General features: G+C 59.1%; 18 protein-coding genes and 1 tRNA gene. 9 read left to right on the top strand and 10 right to left on the bottom strand.

Annotated elements, in window-relative coordinates:
• Positions 1-27 precede the first annotated feature (27 nt).
• From SIB92_RS09520 to SIB92_RS09500, 5 genes are read right to left on the bottom strand one after another with little or no spacing between them, the layout of a single operon-like run.
• On the bottom strand, positions 28-819 hold the full coding sequence (locus SIB92_RS09520; protein ID WP_412555557.1) for an ABC transporter permease: 792 nt from the start codon (positions 817-819) through the stop codon (positions 28-30).
• Complete coding sequence (locus SIB92_RS09515) at positions 816-1,532, bottom strand: ABC transporter ATP-binding protein (RefSeq protein ID WP_412555556.1); 717 nt, start codon at positions 1,530-1,532, stop codon at positions 816-818. Before SIB92_RS09515 ends, SIB92_RS09520 begins: the two co-directional genes overlap by 4 nt.
• Entirely contained in the window at positions 1,529-1,999 is a 471-nt protein-coding gene (locus SIB92_RS09510) for a hypothetical protein (protein WP_412555555.1), read from the bottom strand. Before SIB92_RS09510 ends, SIB92_RS09515 begins: the two co-directional genes overlap by 4 nt.
• Before the next feature lie 27 nt (positions 2,000-2,026).
• Positions 2,027-2,986 carry a YVTN family beta-propeller repeat protein gene (locus tag SIB92_RS09505; protein ID WP_412555554.1) on the bottom strand — a complete coding sequence of 320 codons (960 nt, stop codon included), beginning with the start codon at positions 2,984-2,986 and terminating at the stop codon, positions 2,027-2,029.
• Positions 2,983-4,083, bottom strand: coding sequence for an ABC transporter substrate-binding protein (locus SIB92_RS09500; protein WP_412555553.1), 1,101 nt, complete (start codon positions 4,081-4,083; stop codon positions 2,983-2,985). The genes SIB92_RS09505 and SIB92_RS09500 overlap by 4 nt, the downstream gene beginning before the upstream one ends.
• Positions 4,084-4,306: 223 nt before the next feature.
• Between SIB92_RS09500 and pedF the strand changes: the two genes are divergently transcribed.
• Together pedF and SIB92_RS09490 are read left to right on the top strand one after the other, a co-directional pair.
• Positions 4,307-5,008 (top strand): cytochrome c-550 PedF, encoded by a 702-nt coding sequence (gene pedF / locus SIB92_RS09495; protein ID WP_412555552.1) that lies wholly within the window; start codon positions 4,307-4,309, stop codon positions 5,006-5,008.
• 3 nt (positions 5,009-5,011) lie between these two features.
• Complete coding sequence (locus tag SIB92_RS09490; RefSeq protein WP_412555551.1) at positions 5,012-5,920, top strand: substrate-binding periplasmic protein; 909 nt, start codon at positions 5,012-5,014, stop codon at positions 5,918-5,920.
• Positions 5,921-5,924: 4 nt separating this feature from the next.
• Here SIB92_RS09490 and SIB92_RS09485 read toward each other — a convergent pair whose 3' ends face one another.
• Together SIB92_RS09485 and SIB92_RS09480 are read right to left on the bottom strand one after the other, a co-directional pair.
• Positions 5,925-6,797, bottom strand: a complete 873-nt coding sequence (locus SIB92_RS09485) for an FAD:protein FMN transferase (protein ID WP_412555550.1) — start codon at positions 6,795-6,797, stop codon at positions 5,925-5,927.
• Positions 6,794-8,890: a 4Fe-4S binding protein gene (locus SIB92_RS09480; RefSeq protein WP_412555549.1), complete on the bottom strand. Its 2,097-nt coding sequence runs from the start codon at positions 8,888-8,890 to the stop codon at positions 6,794-6,796. Before SIB92_RS09480 ends, SIB92_RS09485 begins: the two co-directional genes overlap by 4 nt.
• A gap of 103 nt (positions 8,891-8,993) precedes the next feature.
• Between SIB92_RS09480 and SIB92_RS09475 the strand changes: the two genes are divergently transcribed.
• Complete coding sequence (locus SIB92_RS09475; RefSeq protein WP_412555548.1) at positions 8,994-9,758, top strand: ABC transporter permease; 765 nt, start codon at positions 8,994-8,996, stop codon at positions 9,756-9,758.
• A gap of 74 nt (positions 9,759-9,832) precedes the next feature.
• Here SIB92_RS09475 and SIB92_RS09470 read toward each other — a convergent pair.
• Positions 9,833-9,922, bottom strand: a tRNA-Ser gene (locus SIB92_RS09470).
• A gap of 169 nt (positions 9,923-10,091) precedes the next feature.
• Here SIB92_RS09470 and SIB92_RS09465 point away from each other — a divergent pair.
• The 3 genes from SIB92_RS09465 to SIB92_RS09455 all read left to right on the top strand — a co-directional run bounded on the left by SIB92_RS09465 (position 10,092) and on the right by SIB92_RS09455 (position 11,830).
• Complete coding sequence (locus SIB92_RS09465; protein WP_412555547.1) at positions 10,092-10,475, top strand: carboxymuconolactone decarboxylase family protein; 384 nt, start codon at positions 10,092-10,094, stop codon at positions 10,473-10,475.
• A gap of 117 nt (positions 10,476-10,592) precedes the next feature.
• A complete protein-coding gene (locus SIB92_RS09460; protein WP_412555546.1) occupies positions 10,593-11,186 on the top strand; it encodes a sigma-70 family RNA polymerase sigma factor in 594 nt (197 codons plus the stop codon).
• A gap of 8 nt (positions 11,187-11,194) precedes the next feature.
• Positions 11,195-11,830: a ChrR family anti-sigma-E factor gene (locus tag SIB92_RS09455; RefSeq protein ID WP_412555545.1), complete on the top strand. Its 636-nt coding sequence runs from the start codon at positions 11,195-11,197 to the stop codon at positions 11,828-11,830.
• Between the two features lie 59 nt (positions 11,831-11,889).
• Here SIB92_RS09455 and SIB92_RS09450 read toward each other — a convergent pair whose 3' ends face one another.
• Together SIB92_RS09450 and SIB92_RS09445 are read right to left on the bottom strand one after the other, a co-directional pair.
• Positions 11,890-12,615, bottom strand: a complete 726-nt coding sequence (locus SIB92_RS09450) for an SDR family NAD(P)-dependent oxidoreductase (RefSeq protein ID WP_412555544.1) — start codon at positions 12,613-12,615, stop codon at positions 11,890-11,892.
• Positions 12,612-13,391, bottom strand: coding sequence for a DUF1365 domain-containing protein (locus SIB92_RS09445; RefSeq protein WP_412555543.1), 780 nt, complete (start codon positions 13,389-13,391; stop codon positions 12,612-12,614). The genes SIB92_RS09450 and SIB92_RS09445 overlap by 4 nt, the downstream gene beginning before the upstream one ends.
• A 130-nt stretch (positions 13,392-13,521) precedes the next feature.
• Here SIB92_RS09445 and SIB92_RS09440 point away from each other — a divergent pair, with 130 nt between their 5' ends.
• From SIB92_RS09440 to SIB92_RS09430, 3 genes are read left to right on the top strand one after another with little or no spacing between them, the layout of a single operon-like run.
• Complete coding sequence (locus tag SIB92_RS09440) at positions 13,522-14,874, top strand: NAD(P)/FAD-dependent oxidoreductase (RefSeq protein WP_412555542.1); 1,353 nt, start codon at positions 13,522-13,524, stop codon at positions 14,872-14,874.
• Between the two features lie 59 nt (positions 14,875-14,933).
• Complete coding sequence (locus tag SIB92_RS09435) at positions 14,934-16,124, top strand: MFS transporter (RefSeq protein WP_412555821.1); 1,191 nt, start codon at positions 14,934-14,936, stop codon at positions 16,122-16,124.
• A complete protein-coding gene (locus SIB92_RS09430) occupies positions 16,121-16,666 on the top strand; it encodes a DUF3833 domain-containing protein (RefSeq protein WP_412555541.1) in 546 nt (181 codons plus the stop codon). The genes SIB92_RS09435 and SIB92_RS09430 overlap by 4 nt, the downstream gene beginning before the upstream one ends.
• The last annotated feature ends 3 nt before the right edge of the window (positions 16,667-16,669 follow it).

Raw genomic sequence — 16,669 nt, 5'->3', positions numbered from 1 at the left:
TCATGGGCGCTATGGTCGTAAGAAATGTCAGCGTTTGCGACCTATGCCTGAGCGCGCCGGGGCGTAGCCCCAAAGCGCCAAAGCCGTGAAAACCGCCGCCGAGGCAAGGGTCCAGGCCAAGGCCGTCAAGTTGAGCTGGCCGTAAAGCGCGAAGCGGATCAACTCAACCGCATGTGTGAACGGATTGAGCGCGCAGATGTCATGCAACAGCTTGGAGCTTTCCGCCATTTTCCACAGCGGATAGAGCGCGGAGGACAGGAAGAACATGGGGAAGATCACAAAGTTCATCACCCCGGCAAAGTTCTCCAACTGTTTGACAAAACTGGAAAGCAGAAGCCCCAACGCGCCCAGCATGATGCCCGCCACCAGCAAGGCTGGCAGCACCGCGACATAGCCCAATGGCGCCATGATGATGTCAAACCCGGCGGCAATGGCGAGGAAGACGTAGACCTGCAAGATGGAGATACCGGTGGAGCCTACAATCTTGCAAAACAACAGCCAGCCGCGCGGCAAAGGCGAGGTCAGGAGCAGTTTCATCGAGCCCATCTCGCGGTCATACACCAGCGACAGAGAAGACTGCATGCCATTGAACAGAAGGATCATGCCGCACAGGCCGGGCACGATGTAGGTCTCATAGGTGATGTAGGTTTGATACGGCGGGATGATCGACAGGCCAAGTGCGGCGCGAAACCCGGCGGCAAAGACCAAGAGCCAGACCAAGGGGCGCACCAGAGCCGCGATAAAGCGTTCCCGTTGGTGCACAAAACGTAAGGCTTCCCGCAGCACAATGGCGCGCAAGCTTGTCAGATAAGGGCTCATGCGGCGGCTCCGGTGAGCGACAAAAACCGGTCTTTCAGGGAGCGTTCTCCGGCGATGGAGGCCGCGTCCCCTGTGGCAAGCACGCGGGATTTGTGCAGGATCACGAGGTCATCCTGTGCGGCGACCTCATCGGTCAGATGGGTGGCCCAGAGCACGGTTTTTCCATCTTCGGCCAGCTGATGCGCGTAAGCTGTGATCGCCTGACGCGTGGCGGCATCCAGCCCGACTGTTGGCTCATCGAGTAACAACACCGCCGGGTCGTGGATCAAGGCCCGCGCAATTTCAGCCCGCCGCCGGTGACCACCGTTCAATGTGCGGGCCTTCTCTCCAGCCCGTTCTCGCATGTCGAGACGGTCGAGTGCTGCGTCGATCCGATGCCGCGCTTTGCGCCCGGACAAGCCATGCAATGCGGCAAAATAGGAGAGGTTCTGCTTCACCGTCAGATCAAGGTCCAAGGTAGTTTGCTGAAACACAATGCCCAGATGTCCAAGGGCGGCGCGAGGATGGTGGGCAAGGTTGTGACCGGCGATCTCGATCTGTCCGCCTTGGGGCGTGAACAGGCGGGTCAGGAGATTGAACAGCGTCGACTTGCCCGCTCCATTGGGGCCAAGCAGGGCGCAAAAACGGCCGTGAGCGACGTGGAAACTCACGCCGCTCAAAGCCTGTTTCGAACCGTAGGCATAGGTCAGATCGGTGACCGTTAACCCACTCATTTAATGGTGATGTCCAACCGCTGGGTATCGCCCGAGGTGCCCGGGATCTTGATGTAGTATTGGCCGGGCTTGATGGCGACAAAACCGATTTCCATCTCGCCGGCTTCGTCAAACTCGACGCTGTCGAGGCCAAGCGGGCGGATTTCCAAGCCTTCAATCACGATCTCATCAATCCAGATCGCGCGGAAGAACTCCGGCCCCACCAAAGCCAGCTCCTGGCTGCCGTCACCCTGGATTTCAAACTCGTAGTAAGTGCCGGAGGTCAATTCCCACGGCGCGGCAGAGATTGGCTCGCCAGCGGACAGGATGATCGGCGGCAGGTCTTCTTTGTTTTTGCCGGACAGCAAGCCAGCGGCGCCAAAGCCCGCATCATCACCGTCGTCATCGGCAAAGGCGGTCAAAGGTGTGGCTGCAACCAGGGCGCTGAGGGCGCAAGTGGCCAGGGTGCGGCGGATGGAATTGGGCATAAAACTCTCCTGTTGGTATTCTTTTACTTAGGATGCGGGACGGTAGGCGGCGCCCCAGGGGAAGCGGCCCACTTTTATGGTTTTCACCGGCTTGCGGGAGGCGACGTCGATCACGGTCACATCGCCGGACACGCCGTTGGTGGTGAACAGCTGTGAGCGGTCTTCGTTGAACGCCATGTGCCAGACGCGGCGGCCCACCAGAATGTAGTCTTCCACCTCATAGGTGTCGGCGTTGACCACGGCGACGTGGTTGGACGGCCCAAGCGCCACAAAGGCGTGGGTGTCGCCTGCAGTGAATTCAAAGCCCACGGGCTGTACGCGGTCGGGGTGTACCCCCTGCACCTCAAAGGAAATTTTACCTTTTTCCGCCTGTGTCTCGCGGTCAAACACCGTGACGGTACCGCCAATTTCGGAGCTCACCCACATCTCAGTGCCACCTTTGACAAACTCGGCGTGACGCGGGCGGCTGTCGACCAGGGTGTTTGCAAACAGCTTCTGCGTCTCGGTGTCGATCCAATGCGCCATATTGGTGGTCTCGGATGTGGTGATCGCGACCTTGCCATCGGGTGAGACCGCCATGCCTTCCGGTTCCACGCCCACATCAATCTGCGCAATCACTTTGCGGGTTTCCGTGTCCACAACGGTGGTGATCGCGTCATCCTCGTTGGCGATATAGAGGTGGCGGTCGTTGGGGTGCAGCACAAACTGTTCCGGGTCTTCGCCGGACGGCAGATCATGCAGGATTTTGCCGGTGGCCGGGTCCATCACCTGCACCGCGTCGCTGTCAGAGGCGCAGATATAGACCCGCGAGTAGTCCTTGGAGAAGGTGATCCCGCGCGGGCGCTCGCCGGTCTCATAGGTCTTGATGACTTCCAGCGTTTCAGTGGAAATCACGGATACCGTGTCGTCTTTCTCATTGGTGACCCAGATCTCTCCGGCAAAGGCCGGGGTGGCAAGAAGGGTGGCAAGGGCGGCGGTGCGGATCATTTGAAGGCCTCACATTTGCTTTCCGGGCGGTCGAGCCCAAGACTGTCCAATTCGTTGGAATGGTGTAGGAATCCCTCCAGCGGCGCGGTGGCGACAAGCGCGCGGGGATGGGCAATGGCGATGGGCTGGCGCAGTTGGCCATTCCAGTCGCGATAGGTCAGGGGGCGGCCTTTGAAGCCGGCCAACTCAAACTGGTCGGACAGGATGTAGTCCCTAAGCGTTGCCGGATCGGTGCTGTTGGTGCGGGTCAAAGCTTCGCCCAAGGTGCGCACGGCGGCCCAGCCAGCATAGTCCTGCGCCAGCATTTCGCGGCCGTTTTGCTCTTGAAACCGGGATTGCAGCTGTGCCGCGCCCCATTGCTCGATCACCGGTGACCAGGTCACAGCGCTCAGCCCCTCAGAGCCAACCACAGGTCGGGCTTGCCAAGTGTTGTACAGCACGTAGCGGCCAAAATCATGCACCTCGTCGGCCACTACCAGCGCGTCGTAGTCGCCAAATTCTTGTGTAAACAGAGGCACTTCCTGTGTCGCATTGCGCCGCATGTCTGCCTCAAATCCCCAGGCTTTTTCTGCCTCCAGATCAAGGCCGAATTTGGTCAGGGAGTGGCGCATCGCTTCTGCGTAGGCCTGGTCCACCGGATGCTGACCAGTCACCATGACCAGATTGTCCCAGCGTTTGCTGACAAAAAACTGCGCCAAAGCATCGGTGCGCATGGCATCAGACGGCAGGCTGTGCAGCAGGTTGGCGCGGCAGTCGGCGCTGCGCAGGGACAAATCCCCTGCGGCCGCATTAAACAGGATCGCGCCCTCGGCTTCTGGCAGGTCTGCGATCTGCACCAGAACGTCCGGGGCGGCATCAATCACCAGATAAGGCGCGTAGGAGAGCATGCTGCGTGCAGCGTCTAGCGCGTCGCCATCTTCTGGCACCACCGCGCTTTCCAACACGTAATTCTGGCCCAAAAATTTGCCGGTGGTCAGGTTGTCCTGCAATCCGGTTAAGGCGCCGGCCAGGCCAATGTCCTCGGGCTCGGGATCTAGATTGGAGAGGGTGGGCGGAGCTGGCTGTTCTACGGTGAGGTAGCCGATTTTCAACTCCATTTCGGCCCATGCCGAAGTGGCGACACAAAGGGTCGCGATCGCGCATAGGGAGAGTGATCGTGTCGTCTTGAATATCATGAGGTGACCCTAGCGAGTGCGCTTGCGGCCACGAATAAGACTTTGGTCGTGAATGGGGCGAAGTCCAACCAAAGTCCAATACCGGCTGTTGCGGCGGTTGTCGTAGACCAGATGAAACGGACCCGAGACATCAGGGAGGAACGCGATGTCCAGACCCCATTTTATCACCCGCTTCATGACCGCAGGCGCCTTGCTTGCCGCCGGAACACTGGCCCATGCGCATGGTGACGTGGCCCCACAGGCTGTAGACACAAGCGGGTTGCCAGAGGTCGGCGAGGAGTGGCTGACCGAAAATCCTTACCGCGTGGAACCGGCGGGCGAGGAGGTCTGGCTGCGCGCAATTGAAATTGGCGCCTCTGGCTATACCCAGAACTGCGCGCGCTGCCACGGGCTGGAAGTGGTCTCCGGTGGTCTGGCCCCCGACCTGCGCTACCTTGAGGCGGAAGAATATGGTGATGAGTGGTTCATCGAACGTTTCCGCACCGGATACACGCAAAACGGTATCACCAAAATGCCTGCCTTTGGTGAGTTGCTTGGTCAGGAGGCCGCTTGGGCAATTCGCACCTATGTGGAGGCACGGCCGGATGACGGCGCCCTTGATGACTTCTCCGACGAGCTCAAAACCATGCGGGATCAGTTTGGCGCCTATGCCAAATCCACGGACGGCGCAGATGCGGATGCGATCAAACAGCGTTTGATGGAGATCGCGGAAGGGATTGAGACCGGCTCGGGTGCGCCGGTGGCCGACAGTGTCGCGCTGCGCGCGGCCCGCGCGATCGATGGTTCTGCCGAAGCCTATGAGACCGCTGCAGAAATCTTGACCATTGGTCTGTCAGCTGCAAACTAAGGCATGGCTTTTACACAGACGTTTCTAACCGCTGTCGCCCTCACTTTGGTGGGGGCGGTTGGCGTTCAGGCCGCTGATCCCTGTGCTGATCACGTGCCACAGGCAAAACCACAGAATGTTGGGCGTGACATCGTGGGGCAGGAACTGGATGTCATTCAGGATCGCGGTCACATGCTGTTTGCGGTCTATGAGGATTACCCGCCTTACAGTTGGGAGGAGAAAGGCAAGCCACGCGGTGTGGACGTGGAAATTGCCCGCATTATTGCCGCAGATCTGGGTGTGGAGGCACGGTTCAACTTTGTTGCGGCGGATGAAAACCTCGATGGCGATCTGCGCAATAACATCTGGAAAGGTCCGCTGATCGGCGGACGTGTGTCCAACGTGATGATGCGCGTGCCGTATGACAGCGCCTTCAAGTGTCGCGTGGAGCAGGTGGTCTTCACCGGACAATACGCGGGGGAAAGCATCGCGATTGCCTATGACAAGGCGTCTTATCCGGATGCGGACGACAAACCCATCCCGGCCTACTTCCGCTATGACACCGTGGGGGTGGAGAACGACTCGATCTCCGACTTTTACCTGTCGGGCTTTGTTGGCGGGCAATTGCAATCCAACATTCGCCGCTATGACAGCACTGTGGATGCCATGGCCGGACTGGCGCAGGGCGAGGTAATGGCGGTCATGGGGCCGTTGAACGCGCTGGAGTATGGATTGGCCGACAGTACTGACGTGCACCAGCCGCCGTTGGCGGGTTTTGCGGTGAGCAAATGGACGTTGGGCGTGGCGGTGAATTTCCGCTATCGGCCGCTGGCCTATGCGGTGGATGACGCGATCAACTACGCGCTGCAGGACGGGCGGATTGCCAAGATTTATGCCGACTACGGCCTGACGCATCTGCCGCCGGAGCGGTAACGAGTCACAGGGTGGTCAACTCGCCGTCAAAGCTCACAAGCGTCACGCGGCGCAGGTCGGCGGCGGCTGTGATCGCCTGCACCTGATCCAACGGGGCCAAGGTCAGCGCGGTGGAGAGGGCATCTGCCCAAGCGGCTGTGTCTGCCTCCACTGTGACAGAAGACCACTTCGGCAGCGCCGTTGGATGCAGGATGTGGCCGCGTGCGCCCAAAGGCGAAGCGCCCGTGTCAGATGTCGCAATCGCCCCGTGTGTCAGAGTGCGTTGCCCCAATAGACCATGTTGCGCATTTTTGAGGCCAAGCCGCCAGGCCCCGCCGGTGCTGCGGTATTCCCCGATGTTGATCAAAGCAGTGTCAAACCGGTTGGCGTCCAGCAACTCCGCCACAAGATCGGTCGCAAATCCCTGCGCAATACCGTTAAACGTCAGTGCCTGTTCCGGCTGCAGGGATATGAGGCTGGGTGTGAAAGCAACGCGCTCCCAGCCAATGGCCTGTCGATCTTTGTCAGTAGTGCTGCCTTCCGCCAGCGCCTGCCAGAGCGGTTGCACTGTTGGGTCAAACAAGCCGTCGGTTGCGCGATGGGCCGCATCCGCCAGCGTCATCAGTGTGTAGAATTGTTCGCTCGGCTTTAGCTGCTTAGTCTTGTTGAGCTGGGACAGGGCGGAGGCAGGATCATACAGGCTAAACGCCGCCTCTACGTCTTTGATCAGCTCCAAGGCGCGCTCCAGTATTGGCCGCGCAAGTTCCGTTGGCCCCGTGAGCGTGATGTTTACTTCCGCGCCCAGAGCAAACCCTTGCCAACTGTGCCGCTGTGCGAACGCCGGGCTGCCTGCGAAAGCGGCGGCAATGGCGAGAAATCTGCGACGGGTTACGGTCATTGTGCGGCCATCTGTTGTTGGCGTTTCTTGGCGGCAAGGATCAACGGCACGCATTGTGCCGCGTCGTCGTGAATGGTCACGCAGTCCAAACATTGGAAGCACTCGGAGTACGCCACCGCCCCGGATTTTTTGATGGCGCCGTAGCTGCATTTCACCCGGCAAAGCTGACAAGGAGAGCCACATTCTATGCGCCGAGCAATCCAGTCTCTCCCGCGCAGCAAGCCGCCAATTGCCATCAATGCGCCCAAGGGGCAGAGATAACGGCAGAAGCCTTTGAACAACACCATCGACAGGACCAGCAGGCCGGCGGCGTAAGCCACATAATACCATTCCCGGACAAAGAACGTGGTGATGGCGGTTTTGAACGGCTCAACTTCGATGGCTTTGTCCAAGGCGGCAGGGGCCGTAAACAGGAGCGCAAACAGTCCGGCGAGCACGACATATTTTAGGTACTTTAGACGAGCGTCCCATCTGGCATTGGGGATGATTTGTGGTACCCGCAAAACGCGTCCAAGGTGGTGCGCAAACTCCTGTAGGGCCCCAAACGGGCACAGCCAGCCGCAAAACAACCCGCGCCCCCAGAGGACAAAGCCAATCAACGTGGCGGTCCAGATCATCAGGGAAAATGGATCATATAGCAGGAAGGCAAAGGATCCGCCATCCACCACTGTGCGCGCTATCGCCAAGGGGGTGGCGATGGACAGCTGCCCCTGTCCCCACCAGCCGATGAAACAAGTGACAAACGCCAGCGTCACCAAGCGTAGGGCGGTGAAATGCCGATGGCCAGCCAGCGCATTCATCCGCCCGCTCAGAACAACAAGCAGCCCCACGAGAAACCCGCCAAGCACAATCAGGTCAGCCTGCCGGTTGCGCAGCGCATCCACCCAAGGCGGCGTGGGCTGGATCACCTGCGGGCGCAGATAAAACCGTTCCGGCGTGCTGTGTGTGACGTCTAGTGTCACCGAACCAATCTCCGGATGAAACGAGCCATGCGCTCGCAGGGCTTTCACCTTCAGCGTCCATTCGCTCGCCGGATCAAACCCCAACCGCCGATCCGTGCGCAAGATCAGCGCGGCGCCGTCATGCAACATCTCCGGCACATCGTCGTTCAACTCGATGAAAATATCGCTGTCCCGAAAGGCGATGGGAAACCCGCCTTGCTCCGCACTCAGCAAATCCGGCGCGGTGTTGCGCACAAAATCTTCGGTCACCAATCCGTGACGCGCGGTTTCGATCACCAGCACCGGCTCGTCCGTCGTGGCGATGGCCATGAAGTCCTGAAGCTCTTCAAAAGCGTCCGGGCTCAGCACCGCTTTGGCAATCGACGGCGCGCCGATGTCCACCACCCAGAGGTCCAGATACGGCGCATCCGGTTCCTCTTGGGCTTCCAGGTCATCCTCTTCCCAGAGTGTGCCCTCAAAAGCCTCATCCATCTCGTGATTGAGCACGGTTTTTCGAGTTACAAGACCCTGAGATACCAAATCGTCCCAGGTCAACGCCTCGTGGTGGTCGGGATTAGGTGAGGCGGGCGGCCCGGTGGCAATGCCGCTCATTTTCTCACGCGCCACCTGAAGCGCCGCCGCGAGAATGCTCTCATGGGCTATGCGTACCGAAGCGGTACCTTTGGTCACCCCGTCCAGATACACCAAGGCGGAGCCGTCCCCGCCGCCGCCATAGGGCGTGCCCACCACCAGACTGTCCGAAACCGAGTGCCCGCGGTATTGCTTGAAGAAGTCGTAAAACAGCTTTTCCGGCAGGCCAGACACAAAGATCGGCTCGTTATGAGAAAGCAGCTGCACATCCAAAAAACGCCCGTCCAGATCCAGCACCACCAACAGGTTGATCGCCGCGCCGGAGAAGCCGGGCAGGGGGGCCATGGGTTCGGTTTCAAACACATATCCGGCTTCTGCTCCGCCGGAGTTCAACAGCTGCCAAACCCCTTTGTCGTTCACCGCCTCGCCCAGGCTCATCGGCGGCACAATGTAAGGCTCTAATGCCTCCCGCGGTAACGGCTCTGCCGCCAGCACAAAGGCGGAGGCGCACCAAAGCAGTGCTGCGCGCAAAACAGAGAGGGCCGTTGACCAGACAGACATGACCGGAGCCTAGGCAGGAACCAAAGCGCCCCCTATTGGACTTAGGTCGCAGAGCCGCAGAATGGCTTTGCTCGCGGCGTTTTCGCTATGGCACAGTGGGTGGATGACCAAGTCTCCCGCACAAGCCCTACCTGTCATCGTCTCGCTTCTGGGGTTGGTCGGGCTGTGGGCGCTGGCCGCCAGACTTGGCAATGATCCCACCGTTTTGCCGGCACCCGGCGCGGTTTGGCAGATCCTGCTCGACGAAATCGCCGGCGGAGAGTGGCAAGAACACATGCTTGCCACGTCCGGCCGGGTGGCGGCCGCCTTTGCCTTGGCAATGGGGCTTGGCACGGTTTTGGGTCTGGTCATGGGGCTCAACGAGACGGTGAATCGCTGGCTGTCTGCTTGGCTGTTGGTTCTGCTAAACATCCCGGCGCTGGTGGTGATCGTACTCTGCTATCTCTGGATTGGCCTCAACGAGGTGGCGGCCATCACAGCGGTGGCGCTCAACAAAACCGCCATGGTGGCGGTGACCATCCGGGAAGGTGTGCAGGCGCGCGACAGTGCTCTGGCGGATATGGGCCGGGTGTTTGAAATGCGCCGGGGTACCTACCTGCGCCATGTGCTTTGGCCCCAGCTTTGGCCTTTTGTTGCTGCCGCCATGCGCAATGGATTGGCGATTATCTGGAAAATTGTCCTAGTGGTCGAATTCCTGGGCCGCAGCAACGGGGTGGGGTTTCAGATCCACCTCTATTTCCAACTGTTTGAAACCGGCTATGTGCTGGCCTACGCGCTCAGCTTCACCGCATTGATGCTATTGATCGACTTCGGCCTGATCCGCGCACTGGAACATCGAGCCACCCGCTGGCGCACAGTCACAAGTTAGGCGGAACAGCAGTGCAAACAGCCGCACAGTGCCAAAGGCAAAGGTGGAATTTGCAATATGCGCCAATGTGATGATGGCGGAGACGAAGGGATTCGAACCCTCGATACCGTTTCCGGTATACTCCCTTAGCAGGGGAGCGCCTTCGACCACTCGGCCACGTCTCCGCGGACCCGTATATTTGGCACATCCCGCAGACACAAGGCCCAAATCTCACGAAAGTCAGAAATTTACTGATTGGCCAATCGGCACCTAGTGGCCAAGTGCAAAGAACACTCGCGAGCGGGCCGATCTGCCCCTAAGGTTCTCACAACATTCGTTTTGGGAGGACGCGACATGAGTTTGGATGAGGACATGTTCCTGAAGGGACTGGCGGCACGCAAAACTACATTGGGGGACGAATATGTGCAAAACACATTGGACAACGCGGATGATTTTCATCGCCCGTTTCAGGAGGCGATGACCGCCTGGTGTTGGGGGTTTGGTTGGGGCGATGACACCATTGACGCGAAAACCCGTTCGATGATGAACCTGTCGATGATTGCGGCGCTCGGAAAGATGACCGAGTGGGAAATCCACTTGCGCGGCGCTCTGACCAATGGGGTGAGCAAAGACGAGGTGCAGTCCATCATCCATGTGGTTGGCATCTATTGCGGTGTGCCGCAGGCTCTGGAGTGTTTCCGGGTCGCCAAGCGGGTTTTTGCGGAGGTTGAAAAGTAATCGTTCTGCCACAAGGTGTTACGATTTTCTCTCCCCCCGCATGATCCGCTTTGCGCAGGACCGCGTAATGAGGATATGGTTAGTGCAACACTTGATATCCCCCGCGCCCCGGCCGCAATGCCCAAGGCGCGTCGCAATGAAAGGCAGCGTGTGTCGCAAGCCAAAGCCGCGCCCTCACAGGAAACCCTGTGGATGATCGCCGTACGTGATCATCGGGACAAGGCTGCGTTTGCATCGTTGTTTGACCATTTCGCGCCACGGCTCAAAGGGTTTGTGATGCGGAACGGCACCTCTGCCGCGCAAGCGGAGGAGATTGTGCAGGACGTGATGCTGACGTTGTGGCGCAAGGCCCATATGTTTGACCCGCATCGCGCACAGGTCTCGGCCTGGGTGTATCAGATTGTTCGCAACCGTCAGATCGACGTCGCCCGCAAGGAAAATCGGCCGATGCCTGAAGCCCTCAAAGAGGAGCCGGAGGCCGAGCCAGATGCGACGCAGATTGTGGCGATTGAACAGGAAACGGGACAATTGCGTGCCGCGCTTGCCAAGCTGCGCCCGGAGCAGCGTGAGGTGATAGAAAAGGCCTATTTGGGCGAGCTGACCCATCAGGAGATCAGCAACCAGACCGGCCTGCCGCTTGGCACCATCAAATCACGCATACGTCTGGGACTGCAGCGCCTTCGACACGAACTCAAAGATCTCTCGGAATGAGCCAGCCTATGCCCGCAATCACTCATCATATCCCGGAGCCGATGATGGCCGCTTATGCCGCAGGCACCCTGCCGCATGCGTTTTCCCTTGTGGTCGCCACGCAGGTCTCCATGTCTGCAGAGGCGCGCGCCACCCTTCAGGCGCATGAAGCCGTGGGTGGTATTGTTTTGGAGGATACCAGCTCTGTGGCGGTGTCTGACACTATGAAGTCCAATCTCCTGTCAATGCTCGATGATCCTATGCCCGAAGAGCCTGTGTATGCGAGCAGCGGGGTTTACCCCGCGCCGGTGATGGAAGCGCTCAAAGGGCGGGAGCCCCGTTGGAAAACGCTTGGGATGGGGGTGAAGCAGGACATTCTGGCCGAAGATGAGTTCGGCTCCGTGCGCCTGCTGTACATCCCGCCGGAACAGGCGGTGCCGGATCACGGCCACAACGGTCTGGAACTGACGCTTGTTTTGCAAGGCAGCTTTAGCGACGAAACCGGGCGTTTTGGGGCTGGGGATGTGGAAGTCGCCGACGAGACTTTGGAACACACGCCGATTGCCGGTGCAGGAGAGCCATGCATTTGCCTTGCCGCGACAGACGCTCGGCTAAAGTTCAACGCTTTTATGCCGAGGTTGCTGCAACCGCTGTTCCGGATCTGAGCAACACAATCAAACAAAAAGCCGCCCGATTGAGGCGGCTTTTTTGTGCTTTCCAGAAATCACTTACCGCGATAGATCAGCAGGTCTGGCAGGTATTGCAAGCTCTTCATCACCCAGGAAAACGGGCGCGGGAAATCGGTGCGAAACCTTTCGGTGCGCATGGCCTGAACCACCCGGGCTGCGGCGTTCTCTGCTTGCATCAACATTGGCATCGCAAAGCTGTTTTTCTCGGTCAGGCGGGTCTTGATGAAGCCGGGGTTGATTAGCCGCACCGTCACGCCGGTGTCTTTCAGGTCATGGCGCATGGTTTCCGCTAGGCTCACCAAAGCGGCTTTGCTGGCGCCATATCCAATGGCCTTTGGCAAGCCGCGATAGCCCGCCAGCGAACCAATCAAGGTGATGTCGCCATGGCCTTGCGCGACAAACTTTGGCGTGACTTCTCCCAACACCCGCATCGCGCCCATAAAGTTCACATCCGCCATCTGCAGCGCCGAGTGGCTGTCCCATTCCGTGGCAGGCATAGGGTCATAAGCGCCGGCATTGTAAATCACGCCGTCGATCCGTCCGACAGATTTTGCGGCAGCCCGGACTGCGTCGGTGTCGGTCACATCTAGGATCAACACGCGGGTGCCAGGCAGAGCGGAACACAAGCTGGCCAGCCGCTCGCCATTACGGGCGGACAGGATCACCTGCGCACCTTCTTCGCTGAGTTGTTCCGCAATCGCGCGCCCCAGCCCTTCGCTTGCCCCGATCAGCCAATAGGTTTTGCCCGCAAACTCAATCATTCGCCCGGCGCCACGGTTGGGTTGTTCTCAGACAACAGGGTGTTCGGCGCCGGTTGCTTTTTGAGGAACGGCGCTTTCTTGGCCCACAGGATGGCCGCTTGCCAATGGATCAAAGCCACCACACGGGCGGCGCCAAGCGGGCGCCGCAGCGCGGCCCAAAGCAGGCTGCGACTGCGAGCTGGTTTTCGTGGCCCAGCCAAAGTGGCAATCACACCCTGATCACCATTTTCATAGGCAATCCGGATGCGGACCAATTCCGGTGTAAATGCAAAGTTGAAGCGGTAGTGCCCCTCAACCTTTTGAAACGGGGAGACATGCATCAGTTTTTCCGCAGTCAGCCGATCAGAAGGCGCAATCGGGCGGAAATCCAGGTGAGCGCAGAAGTAGCAATGGCGGTCACCGAAGGTGTTGTTGACCTCTGCGACAAAGGCGCAGGGCTGATCGTCAATCACCGCCACCCAGAAACTCACCGGATTGAAGTGGAACCAAAGGAAACTGGGTTGGGTGAGCAGCAAGAGCTGCGCGTCTTCAACGGGAAACCCTCGCTCGAGCAACACGCCCCGAAACCAGTCCACACCGCTGCCATGATCACGTGCGCCACCGTGGCGGTGATCCCACAACGACCAGAGATTAAACCCGTTGCGCGAGAGCACAGCGGGCAGTTTGCCGGGGGCATCGAGATCGACAACAACAAAGTCCACACCGTACTTAAAGGCGTTTTTCAGGTTGCCACGGCGGGCATGCATCGTTTGTGCTTGAATGTGGTCCAAAGTCATATGGATTGTACGCCCGGCAAACCGGTTTGGTTCACTCCAGTTCTCCAACACATAGGGTTTTTTGAAAGAGTGAACCAATCAATTTGGTGCGCCGTATCCCCTTTCAAACGATCAGAAAAAGAGGACCACCATGTTTGATCAGAGCATCGGCAGCCGCCGCAAGATCGCCATCGTTGGTGCCGGGATTTCCGGCATGTCGGCAGCATACTATCTGTCTGAACAGCATGATGTCACCCTGATCGAAGCTGCGCCACGTCTGGGGGGGCACGCGCGCACGGTGATTGCGGGCAAGAACGGGGATCAGCCTGTCGATACCGGTTTTATTGTCTTCAACTATGCCACGTATCCACATCTGACCCGTCTGTTTGAAGAGCTCGACGTGCCGGTGGCCAAAAGCGAGATGAGCTTTGGCGCCTCGATCAACGACGGCTGGCTGGAATACGGCCTCAACAACCTCAAAGCCATCACCGCGCAGAAACGCAATCTGCTGCGTCCCAAGTTCTACGGCATGATCCGCGACATTCTGAAGTTTGGCAAATATGCCGAGACAGCGGCGGACACCGATGACATCACCATTGGTGAGCTGGTAGATCAGCTCAAACTCGGCACGTGGTTCCGCGACAACTACATGATGCCGATGTGTGGTGCGATCTGGTCCACGCCCATTGCCGACATTGACCAATTCCCGGCTAAGTCTCTGGTACAGTTTTTCAAAAACCATGCATTGCTGGCGGGAAGCACACCTCACCAGTGGTGGACCGTGGATGGTGGCAGCATTGAATACGTCCGCCGCCTTGAGGCCGCGATGATCCGCCGGGGCGTGACGATCCAAACCAATGCACCGGTCATCAGCGTGACACGCGGCTTGCTTGACGGGCGCGGAACACCCGGTGTGCAGGTGGCTGTCAAAGGCGCAGAGGCGCAAGAATTTGATGACATCATCTTTGCGTGCCATTCGGACCAGACCTTGGCGATCTTGGGGGATGAGGCTACCAAGGCAGAGCGCGCCGCACTGTCCGCGATCCGCTATCAGCCCAACCGCGCGGTCTTGCACCGCGACGATAGCGTGATGCCCAAGGCACGAGATTGCTGGTCCAGTTGGTCCTACCGATCCCAAAACGGCGCGATTGGCCTGAGCTATTGGATGAACCGGCTTCAAAACATCGACGAGAGCGATCCGCTGTTTGTCACATTGAACCCGACGTCTGAAATCCCGGCAGAGCTGGTCTACGACGATGTCACTTTTGCGCATCCGGTGTTTGATAAGGCCGCGATCAAGGCCCAGAAGGACATCGCCGATATGCAGGGCCTTAACCGCACCTGGTTTGCGGGGGCGTATAACCGTCACGGCTTCCACGAGGATGGCATAGCCAGCGCCATGGCGGTTGTGGACCTGATCGGCGCGCAGCAAGTTGCGGCCCCAGCGGATCTGACGCAGACCGGTGACGCCGCAAACGGAGCGTGGTTGCGCGACGCAGGCTGACCTTGTATTCCTCGAAACCTCATAAGTATGGCTACCCGCGGGTGAGCCTCTATGCCCTGATGCTCGCCGCGGCGGGCATCCCGCTCTATATCCATTTGCCGCGCTTTGCCTCCGTTGAGCTGGGCATTGGCTTGGCGGCGCTGGGCAGCTTGTTGCTGGCGTTGCGGGTGATCGATTTGGTGCAAGATCCTTTGATCGGCTGGACCATTGACCGCTTCCCCAAGGCGCAAAATCTCTTTGCTTTGAGCGCAGCCGCCGGATTGGCACTTGGTTTCCCTCTGTTGTTTTCGATCACAGGGCAGGGCGGTATGCTGCGCCTCACCCTCGTGCTCATTTTGCTGTTTTCCGCCTACAGCCTTGGCATGATCCTGCTCTATGCGCGCAGCGCCACTTTGGCCAAAACGCCCACCGCGCCGGATCTGATGCGGTTGGCGGCCTGGCGCGAAGGGGGGATGCTCACCGGCGTGATCCTGGCAGCCATGTTACCAGCGCTTCTGGTTAGCTTGGGCGCCGCAGGTGAAGGCTACGGCGCCTTTGGCTGGGCGCTGGGCGGCGTGGCCGTGATTGCTGCGGTGATTAGCTATCCGATCTGGCAACGCCCGGTGATCAAAGGCGACAAACCCTCGTTGCAAGGCCTGGCACAAGCTGGCGCGCTCAAGCTCTTGCTGTTGGCGCTGGTGAATAGCTTGCCTGTCGCCATCACCTCCACGCTCTTCCTGTTTTTTGTCGAGGACCGCCTGATGCTCGCAGGCCAAGCCGGCCCGCTTCTGGTGTTGTTTTTCCTTTCGGCGGGTCTCAGCGTGCCGCTCTGGACACGGCTGGCCAATCGAGTGGGCGGGCGCCAAGCGCTCCTGATTGCCATGCCGTTGGCCATCGGCAGCTTTGTCGGCGCGGCCTTTCTGGCCCCCGGCCAAATGGCGGGTTTTGCGGTGATCTGTTTGGCGTCCGGCGCAGCTTTGGGCGCGGATATGGTGATCCTTCCGGCGCTCTTCTCCGTATCCCTCACAAATGCAGGGCTCAACGCAGCGTTGGCCTTTGGCGTTTGGTCCTTTGCTGGAAAACTGGCCCTTGCTCTGGCGGCGTTCTTTGTATTGCCGCTACTGCAGGCCGCCGGGTTCCAGCCGGGCCAGAGCAACGCGCCAGAAGCGCTGACAATGCTGACCATTGCCTACGCCGTGGTGCCCTGTGTGTTGAAACTTTTTGCGTTGGCCCTTGTGCTGACTTTGCCCACCAAGGAGGCAGTGGCATGAAACTGTTCACCCTTTTCCTGATGATGACCCTCGCGTTGGTTTATATGAAATCGCGGTTGTTCAGCTTCCGCGCCCAAACGGCTTCCGACTATGCAGGTCTCGGCCCGGCCATCTCCCTGCGGGATCATCTCAACGGAGAGATCTTGTCAGAAGGTTTGATCTATGGCCCCAATGGGCGTGTGACCAACAGCTTTGTCGCCAAGATGGTTGGACAATGGGAAGGCAACAAAGGCACGCTGAGCGAGGCGTTTACCTACTCCAATGGCAAACAACAGAACCGCAAATGGTTCCTGACCATGGGCAATGACAACCGCTTTACGGCCACAGCAGATGACATTGTCGGCGAGGCGACCGGTGAGGTGTCTGGCGCAACGATCCGCATGGATTACACCATTGTGCTGCCGGAGGACTCCGGCGGGCACAAACTCAACGTCACCGATTGGCTTTATCTGACCGAAAGTGGTGTGATCATGAACCGCTCCGAGATGCGCAAATTTGGGCTGAAGGTGGCGGAACTGGTCGCCACCATGCGACCGCAGTAACGC

The sequence above is a fragment of the Shimia sp. MIT1388 genome (genome assembly GCF_047124445.1).
Classification (GTDB): Bacteria; Pseudomonadota; Alphaproteobacteria; order Rhodobacterales; family Rhodobacteraceae; genus Shimia.
This window is presented reverse-complemented; position numbering and strand designations above follow the sequence as displayed.

Excerpts from the sequence above, each read along its gene's own strand:
- SIB92_RS09455 (WP_412555545.1), top strand. The coding sequence starts at position 11,195 with ATGCCCGCAATCACTCATCATATCCCGGAGCCGATGATGGCCGCTTAT.
- SIB92_RS09430 (WP_412555541.1), top strand. The coding sequence starts at position 16,121 with ATGAAACTGTTCACCCTTTTCCTGATGATGACCCTCGCGTTGGTTTAT.
- SIB92_RS09500 (WP_412555553.1), bottom strand. The coding sequence starts at position 4,083 with ATGGAGTTGAAAATCGGCTACCTCACCGTAGAACAGCCAGCTCCGCCC.
- SIB92_RS09445 (WP_412555543.1), bottom strand. The coding sequence starts at position 13,391 with ATGACTTTGGACCACATTCAAGCACAAACGATGCATGCCCGCCGTGGC.
- pedF (WP_412555552.1), top strand. The coding sequence starts at position 4,307 with ATGTCCAGACCCCATTTTATCACCCGCTTCATGACCGCAGGCGCCTTG.
- SIB92_RS09440 (WP_412555542.1), top strand. The coding sequence starts at position 13,522 with ATGTTTGATCAGAGCATCGGCAGCCGCCGCAAGATCGCCATCGTTGGT.
- SIB92_RS09520 (WP_412555557.1), bottom strand. The coding sequence starts at position 819 with ATGAGCCCTTATCTGACAAGCTTGCGCGCCATTGTGCTGCGGGAAGCC.
- SIB92_RS09505 (WP_412555554.1), bottom strand. The coding sequence starts at position 2,986 with ATGATCCGCACCGCCGCCCTTGCCACCCTTCTTGCCACCCCGGCCTTT.
- SIB92_RS09465 (WP_412555547.1), top strand. The coding sequence starts at position 10,092 with ATGAGTTTGGATGAGGACATGTTCCTGAAGGGACTGGCGGCACGCAAA.
- SIB92_RS09490 (WP_412555551.1), top strand. The coding sequence starts at position 5,012 with ATGGCTTTTACACAGACGTTTCTAACCGCTGTCGCCCTCACTTTGGTG.
- SIB92_RS09450 (WP_412555544.1), bottom strand. The coding sequence starts at position 12,615 with ATGATTGAGTTTGCGGGCAAAACCTATTGGCTGATCGGGGCAAGCGAA.
- SIB92_RS09460 (WP_412555546.1), top strand. The coding sequence starts at position 10,593 with ATGCCCAAGGCGCGTCGCAATGAAAGGCAGCGTGTGTCGCAAGCCAAA.
- SIB92_RS09485 (WP_412555550.1), bottom strand. The coding sequence starts at position 6,797 with ATGACCGTAACCCGTCGCAGATTTCTCGCCATTGCCGCCGCTTTCGCA.
- SIB92_RS09480 (WP_412555549.1), bottom strand. The coding sequence starts at position 8,890 with ATGTCTGTCTGGTCAACGGCCCTCTCTGTTTTGCGCGCAGCACTGCTT.
- SIB92_RS09510 (WP_412555555.1), bottom strand. The coding sequence starts at position 1,999 with ATGCCCAATTCCATCCGCCGCACCCTGGCCACTTGCGCCCTCAGCGCC.
- SIB92_RS09435 (WP_412555821.1), top strand. The coding sequence starts at position 14,934 with ATGCTCGCCGCGGCGGGCATCCCGCTCTATATCCATTTGCCGCGCTTT.
- SIB92_RS09515 (WP_412555556.1), bottom strand. The coding sequence starts at position 1,532 with ATGAGTGGGTTAACGGTCACCGATCTGACCTATGCCTACGGTTCGAAA.
- SIB92_RS09475 (WP_412555548.1), top strand. The coding sequence starts at position 8,994 with ATGACCAAGTCTCCCGCACAAGCCCTACCTGTCATCGTCTCGCTTCTG.